Genomic DNA, 17,545 nt, shown 5'->3' with positions numbered 1-17,545 from the left:
CAATGAAAATTAAATAAGGAGGTGCTCCTGTGCCGACAGGGATATTAATTGCTGTAGCCCTTGTATTAATCGTGTTAGCAGCAGTTATCAGTCATTTCGTTACGGTGTCCAATTTGAAGAAGAGCGCACAATCTAAAATTGGAAATGCGGAAAGCAAGGCCAGAGAAATTATTGATGATGCGGTGAAGACGGCTGAGGCTAAGAAGAAAGAATCTCTCTTGGAAATTAAGGAAGAATCTATCAGAACAAAGAACGAGCTCGAGAAAGAGACAAAAGAACGAAGAGCAGAGTTGCAGCGTTATGAGAAGAGGGTCCTTTCCAAGGAAGAAGCGTTAGATAAGAAGTCAGAGGCTATTGAAAGACGAGAGACAAGCTTTACGGCAAAAGAGGAACATTTGCGTCAGCGCGAAGCGAAAGTGGAAGAGCTGGGCAGACAAAGAGTACAGGAACTAGAAAGAATCTCAGGACTTACCTCCGAACAAGCAAAAGAATATTTGTTAAAAACTGTTGAAGAAGATGTAAAACATGATACTGCCAAAATGATAAAGGAATTAGAGGCGCAGGCGAAGGAAGAAGCAGATAAAAGGGCAAAAGACTATGTTGTCACTGCTATTCAGAGATGCGCGGCAGATCATGTAGCTGAAACTACAATTTCGGTTGTACAACTCCCAAGTGATGAGATGAAAGGGCGGATTATTGGTCGTGAAGGGCGGAATATACGTACCTTGGAGACGATGACAGGTGTAGAATTGATTATTGATGATACACCGGAAGCGGTTGTTCTCTCAGGTTTTGATCCAATCAGAAGGGAAGTTGCAAGAATTGCTCTTGAAAAATTGATTGTTGACGGACGTATTCACCCGGCAAGAATTGAGGAAATGGTAGAGAAGGCACAAAAAGAAGTAGACGCAATGATTCGTGAAGAAGGTGAGGCGGCAGCGTTGGAGGTTGGCGTTCATGGCATTCATCCGGAATTGATTAAACTTCTGGGAAGGATGAAGTTCAGAACCAGTTATGGTCAGAATGCTTTAAAGCATTCCATTGAAGTGGCGCAGCTGTCCGGTCTTTTAGCGGCAGAAATCGGACTGGATGTCCGTGTCGCAAAGAGAGCCGGTTTATTGCACGACATTGGTAAATCTATAGATCATGACGTTGAGGGATCCCACATACAGATTGGAGTTGATCTTTGCAGAAAGTATAAGGAGTCAGCTACGGTTATTAATGCAGTAGAGTCTCATCATGGAGATGTAGAACCGGAATCTTTGATTGCATGTGTAGTTCAGGCCGCTGATACAATTTCAGCAGCGCGCCCTGGTGCAAGAAGAGAAACAATTGAAACATATACAAACAGATTAAAACAATTAGAAGATATCAGCAACCAGTTTAAGGGTGTTGAAAAGTCTTTTGCTATTCAGGCGGGTAGAGAGATTCGTGTTATGGTAGTTCCAGAGCAAGTATCTGATGCAGATATGGTGTTGCTGGCAAGGGATATTTCTAAGCAGATTGAATACGAACTGGAATATCCTGGACAGATTAAGGTAAATGTAATCCGTGAATCAAGAGTGACGGATTATGCGAAGTAAAAAATAAATTGTGGAGACCGTTGCTGATAGCTGGACAGTTACTATTAGCAGCGGTTTTTTGATACCCTAATCATATTTGCAAAAGGCATAGGGGGAAATGTATGGGTGAAGAAGTAAGACGTGTAAAGCGTGAGTTAGCATATAAAGGAACAGTATTGAATGTATATAAAGATTATATGGAATTTGCTAATGGGAATACAGCAGAATGGGATTATATCCATCATGATGGAGCGGCGGCTGTAGTGCCTGTTATGGAGGACGGGCGCATTTTAATGGTCAGGCAGTACAGAAATGCATTGGAAAGATATACGATAGAACTGCCGGCCGGGAAACTGGATGATCCTGATGAGCAGGGAATTGTGTGTGCTTCCAGAGAATTGGAGGAGGAGACGGGTTATCGTAGTGAAAAGTTAGAGTGGCTTATTACACTTCGGACAACGGTAGCGTTCTGTAATGAAAAAATAGAAATTTTTGTTGCCAGAGATCTGATACCGTCGAAGCAGCACCTTGATGAAGATGAATATATTGATGTGGCAGCATATACGATGGAAGAGTTGAAAGAAATGATATTTTCTGGAGAAATAGAGGATTCAAAGACGGTCTCAGCTATTCTTGCGTATGAAGTAAAGTACGGCAGAAAATAACGAATATATGGATTCCATAAGCATATAATGGAAGTATCTTAGCAACAGGGGGAAGGCTTTTGCAGATACAGAAAAATGGAAAATATTTCTTTTTATTTTATATGCTTGGTTTTTTTGCAGGAATACTATATACTAATATTGTATCAGCGGATTATGTCATGGCAATGGGAGTTTTTAATGAGTACTTTCTGAATCAATATATGCAGACAGAAGTTGCAATGCCGGAATTTTTTTGGTATCTTTTTAAAATCCGCATGACGGCTTTTATTATGACAGTGGTATTGGGGTGTACAAAAATCAGGAAGGCCGCGGTGATTATATCTCTGGCATGGACAGGTTTTTTAAGTGGGATTCTTATAACATCAGCTGTTATAAGGATGGGAATGACAGGAATTTTGCTCTGTTTAGTAGCAATTACACCGCATCTTCTGTTCTATGTTCTGGCTTATTTGGTTTTAATATGGCATCTATATTTCTATCCGGTTTATAAGTGGAATCTGTCAAAAACAGTAGCGGTAATATTGCTGTTTGGGATTGGAATTACATTAGAATGCTATGTAAATCCAATCCTTATGAAGATGTTTATAAAAACAGTTTGATTTTTATGTTGTTTGTTCGTATAATCTAAGATATACGATAGGAGATAAAGATTATGGATAAAACAGTATTGGATTATGTGGAAGATTTAAAGAAAACAAAAGGAATTTCTGTTAATACAGAAATGGCGTATAGACGAGATTTAATGAAATTGGTGAGATATCTTGCCGATCAGGGAATTTTTGAAGTTGACAAGATTACTGCTACAAATTTGAATTCTTATATGCTGTATATGGAGAAGGAAGGACTTACAAATACGACGATTTCCAGAAACATTGCGTCGATAAAAGGTTTTTTTGCTTATCTGATCAGACAGGGACTGGTGAAAGAAGATATATCAGAATGCCTTACGGCTCCCAGAATTGAACGTAGGGCGCCCAAGAGTGCGGCGAAAGAAGATGTGGAGAAGGTTCTTTCTGTTCCGAATGGGAAGACACCGAAACTTTTGAGAGATAAGGCTATGATCGAACTGCTCTATTCTACGGGAATTATGGTAGAGGAGTTGGTGAGTTTACGGATACAAGACGTGAATTTGAATGTAGGATATCTGCAGTGTCATTTTGAAAATAATCAAAATGCATATCCCATTGATAAACAGGCGCAGAAGGCATTGCGGGCTTATCTGAAGAATGGGCGTGAGAAGCTTTTGAAAGGGCGCGAGTCAGATGTATTGTTTCCGAATATAAGCGGCCGGAAGATGAGCAGGCAGGGATTCTGGAAAATTTTAAAAGGTTATGCTGCGAAAGCAGGAATTAAGGGCACAATTACCCCGAGTATGTTAAGACATTCATAGAGAAAATCGGAAACCGGCACAAACATGTGCCGGCTTTTTATTTTTTTGACAAATAATGGGTCAGAAATGTAAGACAGCATAAGAATGTAAAAAGCTGGCTTCCGAGAAGCCCCCACAGATAACCGCGGATTCCCAGGAATGGAATGAGAAAAAATACACTTCCAATACGGATGATTAATCCCAGGGTATTAAAAAGAAAGGAAATCATGGTGTAACCTAATCCGTTGATAATACTGATAAAATTACTGTTTGTATAGAGAAAAGGACAAATCCATGCCAGGGTTATGATAAATTCTCCGGCAAGCCGGCTGTGAAAAAGAATATTTCCGGCAAGACGTCCGAATAAAAGCAAAAAAATGCAGCAAAAACAACCCAGGGAAAAGCACAAAACAGAAACTTTTTTTACGACGGATGTCATTTCTTTTCGATTATTCAATGCCTGAATTTCTGCAATTGTTGGGAGGAGCATAGTTGCAACTGCATTTGTTATAGCAGATGGGAACAGAACACAAGGCAGTGCCATGCCGGTAAGTACGCCGTATGTACTGAGTGATTCACTGGTTGAAAAACCGAATGTCTGGAGCTGCAAAGGGATAGAAACAGATTCAATGCTTTGCAGTATATTAAGCAGGACACGGTTGCATGTTAGCGGAACAGACAAAAGCAGGAGTTCTTTCATGTGGCAGGTATAACCGGACAGGAAAGAGGGGATGGAAATAGTACCGCTTTTTTTGCTGTTAATTACCTGGATACAGAAGAAAGAAGAGGCAATTTCTCCGATGGTTAATCCGATAACAGCAATTATAATTCCGGCGTTTAAGGAATGTTTTATAAAAAACAGGTAAAGGATATACACAGAAAGAACGCGTGTGATCTGTTCAATCAGTTGTGAGATGGCCGGGATTTTTGTCTGTTTCAAGCCGAAATAATAACCACATATACAGCTGTGTATAGATGCGAACGGAAAGGCGTAGGACAGGATAACAAGTAGAGATTCACATCTTGGTTCGTTTAAGAACTGTTCGGCGATAAAAGCAGAATGGCGTTGAAGAAAAAAGGTGGCAAGGCAGGAAAGTGCGATGGAAATACTGATTCCTGTGTAAAGAATTTCTTTTGCATGGGAGGCTTTTCCAAGAGAAACCTTGCTGGCGACGCATCTGGAAATGGCAGTCTCTATCCCGGCGGCGGTCAAAGAAAATCCAAGGGCATAAATCGGGAAGATTAATTGATAGAGACCGACGCTTTCTTCTCCAAACGTACGGCTTAAAAATATCCGGTAAAAAAAGCCGATGAATCTGGTAATAAATCCTGTCATCGTAAGAATAAAAGCTCCTTTAATAATTGGATGTTTTTGAATTTGTATCATAAAGAACTCCCTGGCGTCTATCCCTATAAGATATTCGTAAGATGTGCTTGACAGAACAAGCGTAAGATGATATTCTACATAAAAAGAAATCCTAGTATTTTACTAGGATTTAAGAAAGAATAAAAGAAGGTGAGTGTTTGAAACTATCAACAAAAGGGCGGTATGGCCTTCGGGCATTGATAGATTTGGCGAAATATAGTGAGATAGAACCGGTTCCTATCAATAGTATTGCGGCCAGGCAGGGAATCTCGGAAAGATATTTAGAACAATTGATGGCACTTTTGAAAAAGGCGGGGCTGGTTAGGAGTATCCGCGGCGCCGGAGGAGGCTACGTACTTGCCAGGGAGGCAGGAGATATATCTGTCGGTGATGTACTGCGTGCGTTGGAAGGAAAGCTGGAGCCGGCAGAATGTGCCGCTTTTCATGAAGAAGATGGATGTGCAGCATCTGACGGATGTGTTACCAAATATGTCTGGAAAAAAATAAATGAAAGCATTAACAACACTGTTGATGAAATAAAGATTGATACATTGATTGCGGAAAGCAAGAAGCTGGATGGAAAGTTAGAGGAAAAATCCAAAGCATGCAGCCGGTCATAACAGGAGGATGGAATATGGAAAGATTAATATACTTGGATAATGCAGCAACTACAAAAACAGCACCAGAGGTGGTAGAAGCGATGCTTCCTTATTTTACGGAGAAATATGGGAATCCCTCTAGTGTATATAGTTTTGCGGCGGGAAATAAGGAAGATATTGCGAAGCAAAGAGATATTATTGCAGAAGCGTTAGGGGCGAATGGAAATGAAATTTATTTTACGGCAGGAGGATCGGAGTCGGATAACTGGGCGCTTAAAGCGGCTGCTGAAGCTTATCAGAACAAGGGAAATCATATTATAACGACCAAAATAGAACATCATGCGATTTTGCACACAGGGGAATATCTGGAGAAAAAAGGTTTTGAAGTAACTTATCTGGATGTGGATGAGAATGGCGTGGTAAAACTGGAAGACCTAAAGGCAGCAATCAGACCAACCACGATTTTGATTTCGGTTATGTTTGCGAATAATGAGATTGGTACGATTCAGCCGATAAAAGAAATCGGTGAGATAGCTCATGAGAATGGCATTTTATTCCATACGGATGCTGTACAGGCTTTTGGGCAGGTTCCAATTCATGTGGACGAGTGCCATATAGATATGCTGAGTGCCAGCGGACATAAGCTGAATGGGCCAAAAGGAATCGGGTTCTTATATATACGAAAGGGCGTGAAGATTCGTTCTTTTATTCATGGAGGAGCACAAGAAAGGAAGCGGCGTGCAGGAACGGAGAATGTTCCGGGGATTATTGGACTTGGGACGGCAGTAGCAAGAGCTGTTCGCACAATGGAAGAACGTACATCGCAGGAAAGTGCGCTTCGTGATTATTTGATTGAACGTGCATTAAATGGGATTCCGTATTGCAGACTGAATGGACATCGTCTAAAGAGACTGCCGAATAATGCAAATTTCAGTTTTCAGTTTATTGAAGGAGAATCCTTATTGATTATGTTAGACATGAAAGGAATCTGTGCATCCAGCGGTTCGGCATGTACATCAGGATCATTGGATCCCTCGCATGTCCTTCTTGCAATCGGATTGCCGCATGAAATTGCGCATGGTTCGCTCAGGCTTACTTTAAGTGAAGAGACAACAAAGGAAGATATAGATTATGTGGTAGATAGTCTGAAGGAAATTGTATCAAAACTCAGAGATATGTCGCCGCTTTACGAAGATTTTATCAAGAAAAATTCATGATTTAGGAGGATATGTTATGTATACAGAAAAAGTAATGGATCATTTTCAGCATCCGCGAAATATGGGGGAAATTGAGAATGCCAGTGGAGTAGGTACTGTTGGTAATGCAAAATGTGGAGATATTATGAGAATTTATCTTGACATTGATGAGAATCAGATTATCAGGGATGTAAAATTTAAGACATTTGGCTGTGGAGCGGCGGTTGCAACCAGTAGTATGGCTACGGAGCTGGTAAAAGGGAAAAATATTCAGGAAGCAATGGCTGTGACGAATAAAGCGGTTATGGAAGCGCTGGACGGGCTTCCGCCGGTAAAGGTTCATTGTTCACTTCTTGCAGAAGAAGCCATTCATGCCGCACTCTGGGATTATGCGGAGAAACATGATATAAAAATAGAAGGCCTTGAGAAACCCAAATCAGATATACATGAGGGTGAAGAAGAGGAAGAAGAGGAATATTAGGCAGAGGATGCAGGATGGAAAAGAAAAAGGTAGTTGTAGGGATGTCAGGCGGCGTAGATTCCTCTGTTGCCGCATATCTATTAAAAGAGCAAGGATATGACGTGATCGGAGTTACCATGCAGATCTGGCAGGACGAGAAGGAGTCTTTGCAAGAGGAAAATGGAGGATGCTGCGGGCTTAGCGCTGTTGATGATGCAAGGCGCGTGGCGTCAGCGCTTGGAATCCCCTATTATGTAATGAACTTTAAACGGGAATTTAAAACTTCTGTCATAGATTATTTTATAGCAGAGTATGAGCACGGCAGGACGCCGAATCCCTGTATTGCATGCAACCGCTATGTAAAATGGGAATCTTTGTTAAAGCGAAGTATGGATATTGGTGCGGACTATATTGCCACCGGGCATTATGCAAGAGTAGAAGAGCTTCCTAATGGAAGGTATGCACTGCGTACGTCTGCAACGGATCAGAAGGATCAAACTTATGCGCTTTATAATCTTACGCAGGATCAATTAAAGCGTACGCTTATGCCGGTCGGAGAATATACAAAGGAGCAGATCCGTGCAATTGCAGATCATATTTCTCTGCGGGTCGCAAATAAGCCGGACAGCCAGGATATTTGTTTTGTGCCGGATGGGGATTATGCGTCTTTTATTGAGGAAACACGGGGAGAACCGTTCCCGGAAGGTAATTTTGTGACTGCGGATGGCACGGTGTTGGGGCGGCACAGAGGAATTATTCATTATACGGTCGGACAGCGAAAAGGATTAGGGCTGGCAATGGGATATCCGGTATTTGTTCTGGAAATACGCCCGGAGACGAATGAAGTGGTGATAGGGAGTAACGAAGATGCTCTGTCACTTCGGGTCCGGGCAAATAAGCTGAATTTTATGGCGGTGGAAGATATACGGGAGCCTGTACGTGTATGGGCAAAAATCAGATACAATCATAAAGGGGACTGGTGTACGCTAGAAAAGACCGGAGAAGATGAAGTTCTGTGTACCTTTGATAAACCACAGAGGGCTGTGACGCCGGGGCAGGCTCTGGTGTTTTATGACGGGGAATATGTGCTGGGCGGCGGAACAATTATAGGAGGCGAGAAGTAATTGAGAGCAGATGTTCATATGCATACATCTTTTTCGCATGATTCAGAATCCTGTCCGGAAGAGATGATAAAGGGAGCAATTGAAAAAGGTCTGGAGGTAATCTGTTTTACAGATCATTATGATAAAGATTACATGGGCTGGGGAGATGAAAGTATTTTTGATCCGGAAGAGTATTTTAAGGTTCTTGTCCCTCTTCAGGAAAAATACAAAACACAGATAGATGTAAGAATCGGAGTGGAGTTGGGAATGCAGCCTCATCTGGGAGAGTGTTTCACGGCGCTTACAAAGAGCTATCCTTTTGATTTTGTGATAGGATCTGTGCATGCTGTCCAGGGAACGGATCCGGCTATGGGGATGTTGTTTGATGGAAGAACGGATGAAGAAGCTTATCGAGCTGCTTTTGAGGAAACATTGGAGGATATTAAAAAAATCGAAGATTTTGATGTGCTTGGGCATTTGGATTACGTGGTGCGTTATGGAAAAGAAAGAGAGAAGCACTATTCTTACATGAAATATGCAGATATATTAGATGAAATACTGAAGATGCTTGTTGAACATGGAAAAGGATTGGAACTTAATACGGCAGGGCTGAAGTACGGTCTTCCATTTGCACATCCGCATCCGGATATATTGAGAAGATACCGGGAATTAGGTGGTGAAATCATTACGGTGGGGGCGGACGGACATAAGCCAGAGCACATTGCTTATGATTTTCAGAAGGTAAATGATATTTTACGAGAATGCGGCTTTACTTATTATACAGAATTTCGGAAAAGGAAGCCTGTTTTTAAGCAACTTTCATAAAAATAGTAATCGCGTGTTACAAAAATAGAAAAGATACTTGAATTTTTGTATGAGATTTAGTACAATTAAAGACAGTTGATGATTCTTTAACAATGTTAGAGAGTTTCAAAAATAAAGTGCTGTATAACAGTTAATAAACAAACTTTAGGAGGAATTAATCATGGCAGTAAAAGTAGCGATTAATGGATTCGGACGTATTGGACGTCTTGCTTTCAGACAGATGTTCGGAGCAGAAGGATATGAAGTAGTTGCAATCAACGATTTAACATCACCGAAGATGTTGGCACATCTGTTGAAATATGACTCTTCTCAGGGTAAATATGCTCTGGCTGACAAAGTAGAAGCTACAGAGGATTCTATCATCGTTGATGGAAAAGAAATCAAAATCTATGCAAAGGCTAACGCTGAAGAGCTTCCTTGGGGAGAAATCGGTGTTGACGTTGTTCTGGAGTGTACAGGTTTCTATACATCAAAGGAAAAAGCATCTGCACACGTAAAGGCAGGAGCAAGAAAAGTTGTTATCTCTGCACCAGCAGGAAACGATCTGCCAACTATCGTATATAATGTAAACCATGACACATTGAAGGCTGAGGATACGGTTATTTCTGCAGCTTCCTGTACAACAAACTGCCTGGCACCAATGGCAAAAGCTTTGAATGACCTCGCAGCAATCAAGTCCGGTATCATGTGCACAATTCACGCTTATACCGGCGATCAGATGACACTTGACGGACCACAGAGAAAAGGTGATTTGAGAAGATCTCGTGCAGCAGCTGTTAATATCGTACCTAACAGCACAGGCGCAGCAAAAGCTATCGGTCTTGTTATTCCGGAACTGAATGGAAAGCTGATCGGATCTGCTCAGCGTGTTCCAACACCAACAGGTTCTACAACAATCTTAACAGCAGTTGTTGAAGGAAATGTTACTGTTGATGAAATCAACGCAGCAATGAAGGCAGCATCTAATGAGTCCTTCGGATATAACACAGATGAAATCGTTTCCAGTGATATTGTTGGAATGAGATATGGTTCTCTGTTCGATGCTACTCAGACAATGGTATGCCCATTAGACAATGGAACAACAGAAGTACAGGTTGTATCTTGGTATGACAATGAGAATTCATACACAAGCCAGATGGTAAGAACAATCAAATACTTCTCTGAATTAGCATAATTTAGAGTATTTTAGAAAAGACTCACCAGGGGTCCGGTCTTCAGAGGACCGGGCTCCTTTTTGTATGATTTGTTTTAAATGTATAAAATTAAAGGAGGCAGACATATGCTTAATAAAAAATCAGTAGATGATATTAATGTAAAGGGCAAAAAAGTCCTCGTGAGATGTGATTTTAATGTTCCGCTTATTGATGGAAAGATTACAGATGAAAACCGTCTTGTCGCAGCTCTTCCTACAATTAAGAAATTGATTGCAGACGGAGGAAAGATTATTCTTTGCTCTCATCTTGGGAAACCAAAGGGAGAGGCAGTTCCTTCTTTGTCTCTTGCGCCGGTTGCCGTTCGTTTGTCTGAACTGCTTGGACAGGAAGTAAAGTTTGCTGCAGATCCAGAGGTAGTTGGACCGAATGCAAAAGCAGCAGTAGAAGCTATGAAAGATGGAGAAGTTGTTCTTCTTGAGAATACACGTTACAGAGCTGAAGAAACAAAGAATGGAGAAGCTTTCTCCAAAGAGCTTGCTTCTTTGTGCGACGTATTTGTAAATGATGCTTTCGGTACTGCCCACAGAGCACACTGCTCTAATGTAGGTGTTACACAGTATGTTGATACGGCAGTAGTTGGTTATTTAATGCAGAAAGAAATCGATTTCCTTGGCAATGCAGTAAATAATCCGGAGAGACCATTTGTCGCAATTCTTGGCGGAGCAAAGGTTTCCAGTAAGATTTCCGTAATCGAGAACCTTCTGGACAAAGTAGATACTCTGATTATCGGAGGAGGAATGTCCTATACATTCAGCAAGGCGCAGGGTGGAAGCGTTGGAAATTCTCTTCTGGAAGAAGATTACTGTGAATATGCATTGAACATGTTAAAGAAAGCAGAGGAGAAGGGAGTAAAATTACTTCTTCCTGTAGATACCATCATTGCGGATGATTTCTCTAATGATGCAAATTCAAAGGTTGTACCGGCCGGTGGCATTCCGGATGGATGGCAGGGACTTGATATCGGACCTGAGACAGAAAAGATTTTCTGCGATGCTGTAAAAGATGCGAAAACAGTTGTATGGAATGGACCGATGGGATGCTTTGAGATGCCGAATTTTGCACATGGTACAGAGGCGGTTGCAAAAGCGCTTGCAGATACAGAAGCAGTTACCATTATTGGCGGCGGTGATTCTGCGGCTGCAGTTAATCAGCTGGGATATGGCGATAAGATGACTCACATTTCTACAGGCGGCGGCGCTTCACTGGAATTCCTTGAAGGCAAAGAACTGCCAGGCGTAGCAGCAGCTAACGATAAGTAGAGCGTTTGCAGGGAAAGAAAATTTCTCGACTAAATATAAGATAAATGAAAGGAAACGAAAATGGCAAGAAAGAAAATTATTGCAGGCAACTGGAAGATGAACAAAACTCCAAGCGAGGCAGTTGCTTTGGTAGAAGAATTAAAACCTTTAGTAGCTAATGAAGAGGTTGACGTTGTTTTTTGTGTTCCGGCGATTGACATTATTCCGGTTGTAGAAGCGTGCAAAGGAACCAATATTCAGGTTGGCGCTGAAAATATGTATTTTGAAGAGAAGGGAGCCTATACAGGCGAGATTGCTCCGAATATGCTCGTTGATGCAGGCGTTAAGTATGTTGTCCTCGGACATTCTGAGAGAAGAGAATATTTTGCAGAGACAAATGAAACTGTAAATAAAAAAGTGCTGAAAGCGTTTGAACATGGTATTACACCAATTATGTGTTGTGGAGAGACTCTTGAACAGAGAGAGCAGGGTGTGACGATGGATTTCATCCGTCAGCAGGTTAAGGTTGGCTTGCAGAATGTGACAGCAGACCAGGCTAAAGCGATGGTAATTGCTTACGAGCCAATCTGGGCTATTGGAACAGGTAAGACAGCTACAACGGAGCAGGCTGAAGAAGTGTGTGCCGGAATCCGTGCATGTGTTGCAGAGGTTTATGACGAAGCAACTGCAGAGGCTATTCGTATTCAGTATGGTGGATCTGTAAATGCAGGAAATGCTGCTGAATTATTTGCACAGGCAGATATTGATGGAGGTCTTGTGGGCGGAGCTTCTCTTAAAGCTGATTTTGGTAAGATTGTCAACTACAAGTAAGAGGTTCTGAAAGTCGTAGGAGACAAGCAGTGTCTCCTGCGGCTTTTACTTTTGTATGAGAGAAGGAGATATAGTAATGAGTAAGAAACCGACAGTACTTATGATCTTAGACGGTTATGGTTTGAATGAGAAAACTACCGGAAATGCTGTTTTTGAAGGGAACACTCCGGTTATGGATAAACTGATGGCAGAGTGCCCGTTCGTAAAAGGTAATGCAAGCGGAATGGCAGTTGGACTTCCGGATGGGCAGATGGGAAATTCTGAGGTAGGACATCTGAATATGGGAGCAGGGCGTATCGTATATCAGGATCTTACTAAGATTACAAAGGCGATTCAGGATGGAGATTTCTTTGAAAATAAAGCGCTTCTTGCTGCTTGCGAGAATGCGAAGAAGAATGACAGTGCGCTTCACATGTTTGGCCTGGTATCAGATGGTGGTGTGCACAGTCATAATACACACATTTATGGCTTGTTGGAGCTGGCAAAGAGACAGGGGCTTGATAAAGTCTATGTGCACTGTTTCCTGGATGGACGTGACACTCCACCGGCATCCGGCAAAGAATATGTGGAAGAATTAGTTGCGAAGATGCAGGAAATCGGTGTCGGCGAAGTGGCGACGGTTATGGGACGCTATTATGCAATGGACCGTGATAACCGCTGGGATCGTGTGGAGAAGGCTTATAGAGCTATGGTATATGGAGAAGGAGAGACTGCTGTAAGCGGACCAGAAGGAATCCAGGCTTCTTATGATAAAGAGACGACAGATGAGTTTGTACTTCCTACTGTCGTGGTAAAAGACGGCGCTCCGGTTGCAACAATTAAAGACAATGATTCCATTATCTTTTTTAACTTCCGTCCTGACCGTGCAAGAGAAATTACAAGAACATTTTGTGATGATGAGTTTTCCGGTTTTGAAAGAGGCGAGAGAGTAAAAACAACTTATGTTTGCTTTACTGAGTATGATGTGACAATCCCGAATAAGCAGGTGGCATTCGTAAAAGAAGAGATTACGAACACATTTGGCGAATTCCTTGCAAATAATGGTTTGAAACAGGCTAGAATTGCTGAGACGGAAAAATATGCGCATGTTACCTTTTTCTTCAATGGAGGCGTAGAGGAGCCAAATGCGGGAGAGGACAGGATTCTTGTAAAATCTCCAAAGGTAGCAACCTATGACCTGAAGCCGGAGATGAGTGCATATGAAGTATGTGATAAGCTGACAGATGCAATCAGATCAGAAAAGTATGATGTAATCATCATTAACTTCGCTAATCCTGATATGGTTGGGCATACCGGTGTAGAGGCAGCGGCAATTAAAGCAATTGAAGCAGTGGATGAATGTGTTGGCAAAGCTGTGGAAGCGATTCGGGAAGTGGATGGGCAGATGTTTATCTGTGCCGATCATGGAAATGCTGAACAGTTGATCGACGAAGAGACAGGAGAGCCCTTTACGGCACATACGACAAATCCGGTTCCTTTTATCTTGGTAAATGCTGATCCGGTTTATAAATTGAGAGAGGGCGGATGCCTGGCGGATATTGCTCCGACTCTGATTGAGCTTATGGGTATGGAACAGCCAAAAGAAATGACGGGAAAATCTTTGCTGGTAAAATAATTTTGAGGAACCATAATGAATTCTAATTTTGAGTACTACAAAATATTTTATTATGTGGCAAAATACGGGAACCTTACGCGGGCAGCTAATGTGATGAGAACCAGTCAGCCCGCGATAACCCGTACCATACACAATCTTGAAAATGAATTGGGATGCCGTTTGTTTATCAGGAGTAAAAAAGGAGTAGAGCTGACACCTGAGGGAAGGATGTTTTACGATTATGTGTCTGCGGGATGCGCTCAGTTTTTCAGAGGAGAAAGCGAGCTGTCCAGTATGGTCAGCCTGGAGTATGGAACGATTTATATCAGTGCAACAGAAACAGCGCTTCATTGCTATTTATTTCAGGCGATGGAGGAATTTAATAGGAAATATACAAATGTTCATTTTAAGATTTTAAATAACAGTACGAAAGAATCTATCCAGGCACTTCGGGAAGGGAAGGTCGATGTTGCAGTAGTGTCAGCACCTTTCCATATTGTGAAACCGCTGAAGATGATGAAAGTCTGTACATATCACAATGTTTTAATTGGAGGAAGAAGATTCCGTAATTTGGAAGGGAGAAAGATACCCATTAGGGAATTGTCGGAGTGCCCGTGGATCAGCCTGACATCGGAGTCTATTACCAGAAAATTTCTAAATGAGTACTTTGAAACTCATGGACTGATTTTTGCTCCGGCGGTAGAGCTTGCAACAACAGATATGATCCTTCCTGCTGTCAGGCATAATTTAGGAATAGGTTTTATCCCTGAAGAATTTGCAAGTGGAGATGTGAAGGCAGGGGAAGTCTTTGAAATTGAGATGGAAGAGAAGCTTCCTGAACGAGACATCACTCTGGTATATGATTCGGAATATCCAAGGAGTATAGCTGCTAAGGCATTTCAGAAATATCTGGAAAGCAGATATATATAATGTATATAAAAGGAAGCGTTTATAAGACGCTTCCTTTTTGCTTCTTGCTTTATTTTTCTGGTGTATGCCATTCCCAGTTGCGGATTTCTTCCAGATCCTGTCCATATTCAGCAATGTACTGTCTGTGCTCAACAAGCTTGTTGTTCATCTTCTGAATTAAGAAGGAACCTTTGTTGCCAAGCTGTGGAAGATGCATAATTGCATCCTTTACAAGGTTGAAACGGTCGATCTGGTTCTGGACACGCATATCAAATGGAGTAGTAATTGTACCTTCCTCCAAGTATCCATGGACAGACATATTGTGGTTGTTACGCTCGAATGTCAATTCATGGATCAGTGTCGGATAACCATGGAATGCGAAAATAACCGGTTTATCCTTTGTGAAGATTGCATCGTATTCGTTGTCGCTTAATCCATGCGGATGCTTGTGGTCAGACTGCATCTTAAAGAGGTCTACTACATTGACAACACGAATCTTCAGATCCGGCATCTCATCACGAAGGATTGTAACAGCCGCCATAACTTCCAGTGTCGGTGTATCACCGCAGGAAGCCATTACAATGTCTGGCTCCTGGCCATAGTCGTTACTTGCCCATTCCCAGATACCGATACCCTGCGTACAATGTTTTACTGCCTGTTCCATAGACAGCCACTGGCAGCTTGGATGTTTAGATGCAACGATAGCATTTACATAGTTCTTGCTCTTGATACAGTGATCAAAGCAGGAAAGCAGGCAGTTTGCATCCGGTGGAAGATACATGCGGACAACATCTGCTTTCTTATTAGCGATATGATCCAGGAAACCAGGATCCTGATGTGTAAATCCGTTGTGATCCTGCTGCCATACGTTAGACGTCAGAATGAAGTTGAGTGATGCAATCGGCTGTCTCCAGGAAAGTTGATTGCAGACTTTGAGCCATTTTGCGTGCTGTGCAGCCATGGAGTCTACGATACGGATAAATGCTTCATAACTTGCAAAGAAGCCATGACGTCCGGTAAGAAGATAACCTTCCAGCCAGCCTTCGCACATATGCTCGCTCAGCATACCATCCATAATACGTCCGTTTCTTGCAAGACAATCGTCGGTATCCAGAAGTTCAGCGTTCCAGTCACGGTTTTCTTCTTCAAATACATGATACAGACGGTTAGACATACTTTCATCTGGTCCGAAGATACGGAAGTTTTTGTTTTCTTTATTTAATTTGAAAATGTCGCGGATATATCCTCCGAGTTCGATCATATCCTGCGCCTTTGTTTTTCCAGGATCTACATCAATTCCGTATTCACGGAAATCCGGGAGACGAAGGTCTTTCAGAAGGAGACCGCCGTTTGCATGAGGATTTGCACCAAGGCGCGCATCACCCTTTGGAGCAAGTTCGGCAAGCTCCGGAATCAGACGGCCGTGTTCATCAAAAAGTTCTTCAGCATGATAGCTTTCAAGCCATTCTTTTAAAAGATCCAGATGCTCAGGAGATTCCATAGTAAGAGGTACCTGATGAGCGCGGAAAGAACCTTCAATCTGCAGTCCGTCTACAACCTTTGGACCTGTCCATCCCTTTGGTGTGCGCAGAACAATCATTGGCCATACCGGACGCTCCGGATTATTATTTTCACGTGCATTTTTCTGAATAGCCTTAATCTCTTCAATAACGGTATCCATAGTCTCTGCCATCTTTTTGTGCATCGTCATCGGATCGTCGCCTTCTACAAAATAAGGCTTCCAGCCACAGCCCTTGAAGAAACTCTCGATTTCATCATGAGGAATACGAGAGAAAATAGTTGGGTTGCTGATTTTATATCCATTCAGATGAAGGATTGGAAGTACAGCACCATCTGTAATAGGATTTAAAAATTTATTGGACTGCCAGGAAGTAGCAAGAGGACCGGTTTCAGCTTCTCCGTCACCAACGATAGCAGTTGCAATCAAATCCGGATTATCAAATACAGCTCCAAATGCATGTGCGATAGAATAACCAAGCTCACCACCCTCATTGATAGAACCAGGTGTTTCCGGAGCACAATGGCTTGGAACGCCACATGGGAAAGAGAACTGTTTGAACATTTTCTTCATACCGTCCTCATCCTGGCTGATATTTGGATATACTTCACTGTAGCTGCCCTCAAGATATGTATTGGCAATCAGGAAGTTTCCGCCGTGTCCCGGACCGGAAAGTAAAATCATATCCAGATCATAACGCTTAATTGCGCGGTTGCAATGTACGTAAATAAAGTTCTGTCCAGGTACGGTTCCCCAGTGACCTACAATTTTTTTCTTAATGTGATCCATTGTTAATGGTTCACGGAGCATTGGATTATCTAACAGGTATAACTGACCGGCAGATAAATAATTGGCAGCGCGCCAGTATGCGTTCATTTTTTCGAGCATCTCCTGAGATAACGGCTGTTTCTCAAGGCACATAGTATCTTGCATCTTCATCCCTCTTTCTTTATAAAATTTTAGTTAATTTTTTAACTATTTCCATTCTAACATGAAAATAACATATCGTAAAATAACATTATCGCATTAAATCCATAACATTCTGATATGGATATAGTGCGATTTTTTTGGCAGTTATTTATTATATTTTACATG

16 protein-coding genes are annotated in these 17,545 nt (G+C 42.0%); 14 read left to right on the top strand and 2 right to left on the bottom strand.

The genetic code is table 11. From position 1 onward, the window contains the following. Positions 1-29: 29 nt before the first annotated feature. The 4 genes from rny (at position 30) to OCV99_RS03330 (ending at position 3,617) form a co-directional block, all read left to right on the top strand. On the top strand, positions 30-1,583 hold the full coding sequence (gene rny / locus OCV99_RS03345; protein ID WP_158368147.1) for a ribonuclease Y: 1,554 nt from the start codon (positions 30-32) through the stop codon (positions 1,581-1,583). A gap of 101 nt (positions 1,584-1,684) precedes the next feature. Continuing rightward, the gene (locus tag OCV99_RS03340; protein WP_158368145.1) at positions 1,685-2,227 is read left to right on the top strand and encodes an NUDIX domain-containing protein; all 543 of its coding nucleotides are present in this window, start codon (positions 1,685-1,687) and stop codon (positions 2,225-2,227) included. A gap of 59 nt (positions 2,228-2,286) precedes the next feature. Further along, positions 2,287-2,826 (top strand): stage II sporulation protein M, encoded by a 540-nt coding sequence (locus OCV99_RS03335; RefSeq protein ID WP_262574716.1) that lies wholly within the window; start codon positions 2,287-2,289, stop codon positions 2,824-2,826. 53 nt (positions 2,827-2,879) lie between these two features. Then, entirely contained in the window at positions 2,880-3,617 is a 738-nt protein-coding gene (locus OCV99_RS03330; RefSeq protein WP_158368141.1) for a tyrosine-type recombinase/integrase, read from the top strand. A gap of 37 nt (positions 3,618-3,654) precedes the next feature. On the opposite strand, the gene OCV99_RS03325 is transcribed toward OCV99_RS03330, so the two are convergent. After that, positions 3,655-4,983 carry a polysaccharide biosynthesis protein gene (locus OCV99_RS03325; RefSeq protein ID WP_158368139.1) on the bottom strand — a complete coding sequence of 443 codons (1,329 nt, stop codon included), beginning with the start codon at positions 4,981-4,983 and terminating at the stop codon, positions 3,655-3,657. A gap of 137 nt (positions 4,984-5,120) precedes the next feature. Here OCV99_RS03325 and OCV99_RS03320 point away from each other — a divergent pair, with 137 nt between their 5' ends. The 10 genes from OCV99_RS03320 to OCV99_RS03275 all read left to right on the top strand — a co-directional run bounded on the left by OCV99_RS03320 (position 5,121) and on the right by OCV99_RS03275 (position 14,952). Beyond that, entirely contained in the window at positions 5,121-5,582 is a 462-nt protein-coding gene (locus OCV99_RS03320) for an RrF2 family transcriptional regulator (protein ID WP_158368137.1), read from the top strand. A gap of 14 nt (positions 5,583-5,596) precedes the next feature. After that, positions 5,597-6,778, top strand: coding sequence for a cysteine desulfurase NifS (gene nifS, locus OCV99_RS03315; RefSeq protein WP_158368135.1), 1,182 nt, complete (start codon positions 5,597-5,599; stop codon positions 6,776-6,778). A gap of 16 nt (positions 6,779-6,794) precedes the next feature. Next, complete coding sequence (gene nifU / locus OCV99_RS03310; RefSeq protein WP_158368133.1) at positions 6,795-7,238, top strand: Fe-S cluster assembly scaffold protein NifU; 444 nt, start codon at positions 6,795-6,797, stop codon at positions 7,236-7,238. Positions 7,239-7,252: 14 nt separating this feature from the next. Then, positions 7,253-8,341, top strand: a complete 1,089-nt coding sequence (gene mnmA, locus OCV99_RS03305; protein WP_158368131.1) for a tRNA 2-thiouridine(34) synthase MnmA — start codon at positions 7,253-7,255, stop codon at positions 8,339-8,341. Then, positions 8,342-9,145, top strand: coding sequence for a histidinol-phosphatase HisJ family protein (locus OCV99_RS03300; RefSeq protein WP_158368129.1), 804 nt, complete (start codon positions 8,342-8,344; stop codon positions 9,143-9,145). Between the two features lie 160 nt (positions 9,146-9,305). After that, the gene (gene gap / locus OCV99_RS03295; protein WP_158368127.1) at positions 9,306-10,319 is read left to right on the top strand and encodes a type I glyceraldehyde-3-phosphate dehydrogenase; all 1,014 of its coding nucleotides are present in this window, start codon (positions 9,306-9,308) and stop codon (positions 10,317-10,319) included. Positions 10,320-10,424: 105 nt separating this feature from the next. Continuing rightward, the gene (locus OCV99_RS03290; RefSeq protein ID WP_158368125.1) at positions 10,425-11,618 is read left to right on the top strand and encodes a phosphoglycerate kinase; all 1,194 of its coding nucleotides are present in this window, start codon (positions 10,425-10,427) and stop codon (positions 11,616-11,618) included. 60 nt (positions 11,619-11,678) lie between these two features. Continuing rightward, positions 11,679-12,428: a triose-phosphate isomerase gene (gene tpiA, locus OCV99_RS03285; protein ID WP_158368123.1), complete on the top strand. Its 750-nt coding sequence runs from the start codon at positions 11,679-11,681 to the stop codon at positions 12,426-12,428. A 76-nt stretch (positions 12,429-12,504) separates the two neighbouring features. Then, positions 12,505-14,043: a 2,3-bisphosphoglycerate-independent phosphoglycerate mutase gene (gene gpmI, locus OCV99_RS03280; RefSeq protein ID WP_158368122.1), complete on the top strand. Its 1,539-nt coding sequence runs from the start codon at positions 12,505-12,507 to the stop codon at positions 14,041-14,043. Positions 14,044-14,058: 15 nt separating this feature from the next. Next, the gene (locus OCV99_RS03275) at positions 14,059-14,952 is read left to right on the top strand and encodes a LysR family transcriptional regulator (RefSeq protein ID WP_158368120.1); all 894 of its coding nucleotides are present in this window, start codon (positions 14,059-14,061) and stop codon (positions 14,950-14,952) included. A 49-nt stretch (positions 14,953-15,001) separates the two neighbouring features. Here the strand turns inward: OCV99_RS03275 and OCV99_RS03270 are convergent, their stop codons facing one another. Further along, complete coding sequence (locus tag OCV99_RS03270) at positions 15,002-17,383, bottom strand: phosphoketolase family protein (protein ID WP_158368118.1); 2,382 nt, start codon at positions 17,381-17,383, stop codon at positions 15,002-15,004. Positions 17,384-17,545: the final 162 nt, after the last annotated feature.

This window comes from Dorea acetigenes (genome assembly GCF_025567385.1).
GTDB lineage: Bacteria > Bacillota > Clostridia > Lachnospirales > Lachnospiraceae > Claveliimonas > Claveliimonas acetigenes.
Note: the sequence above shows the minus strand (reverse complement) of the source record. Positions and strands in the feature narration are given on the sequence as shown.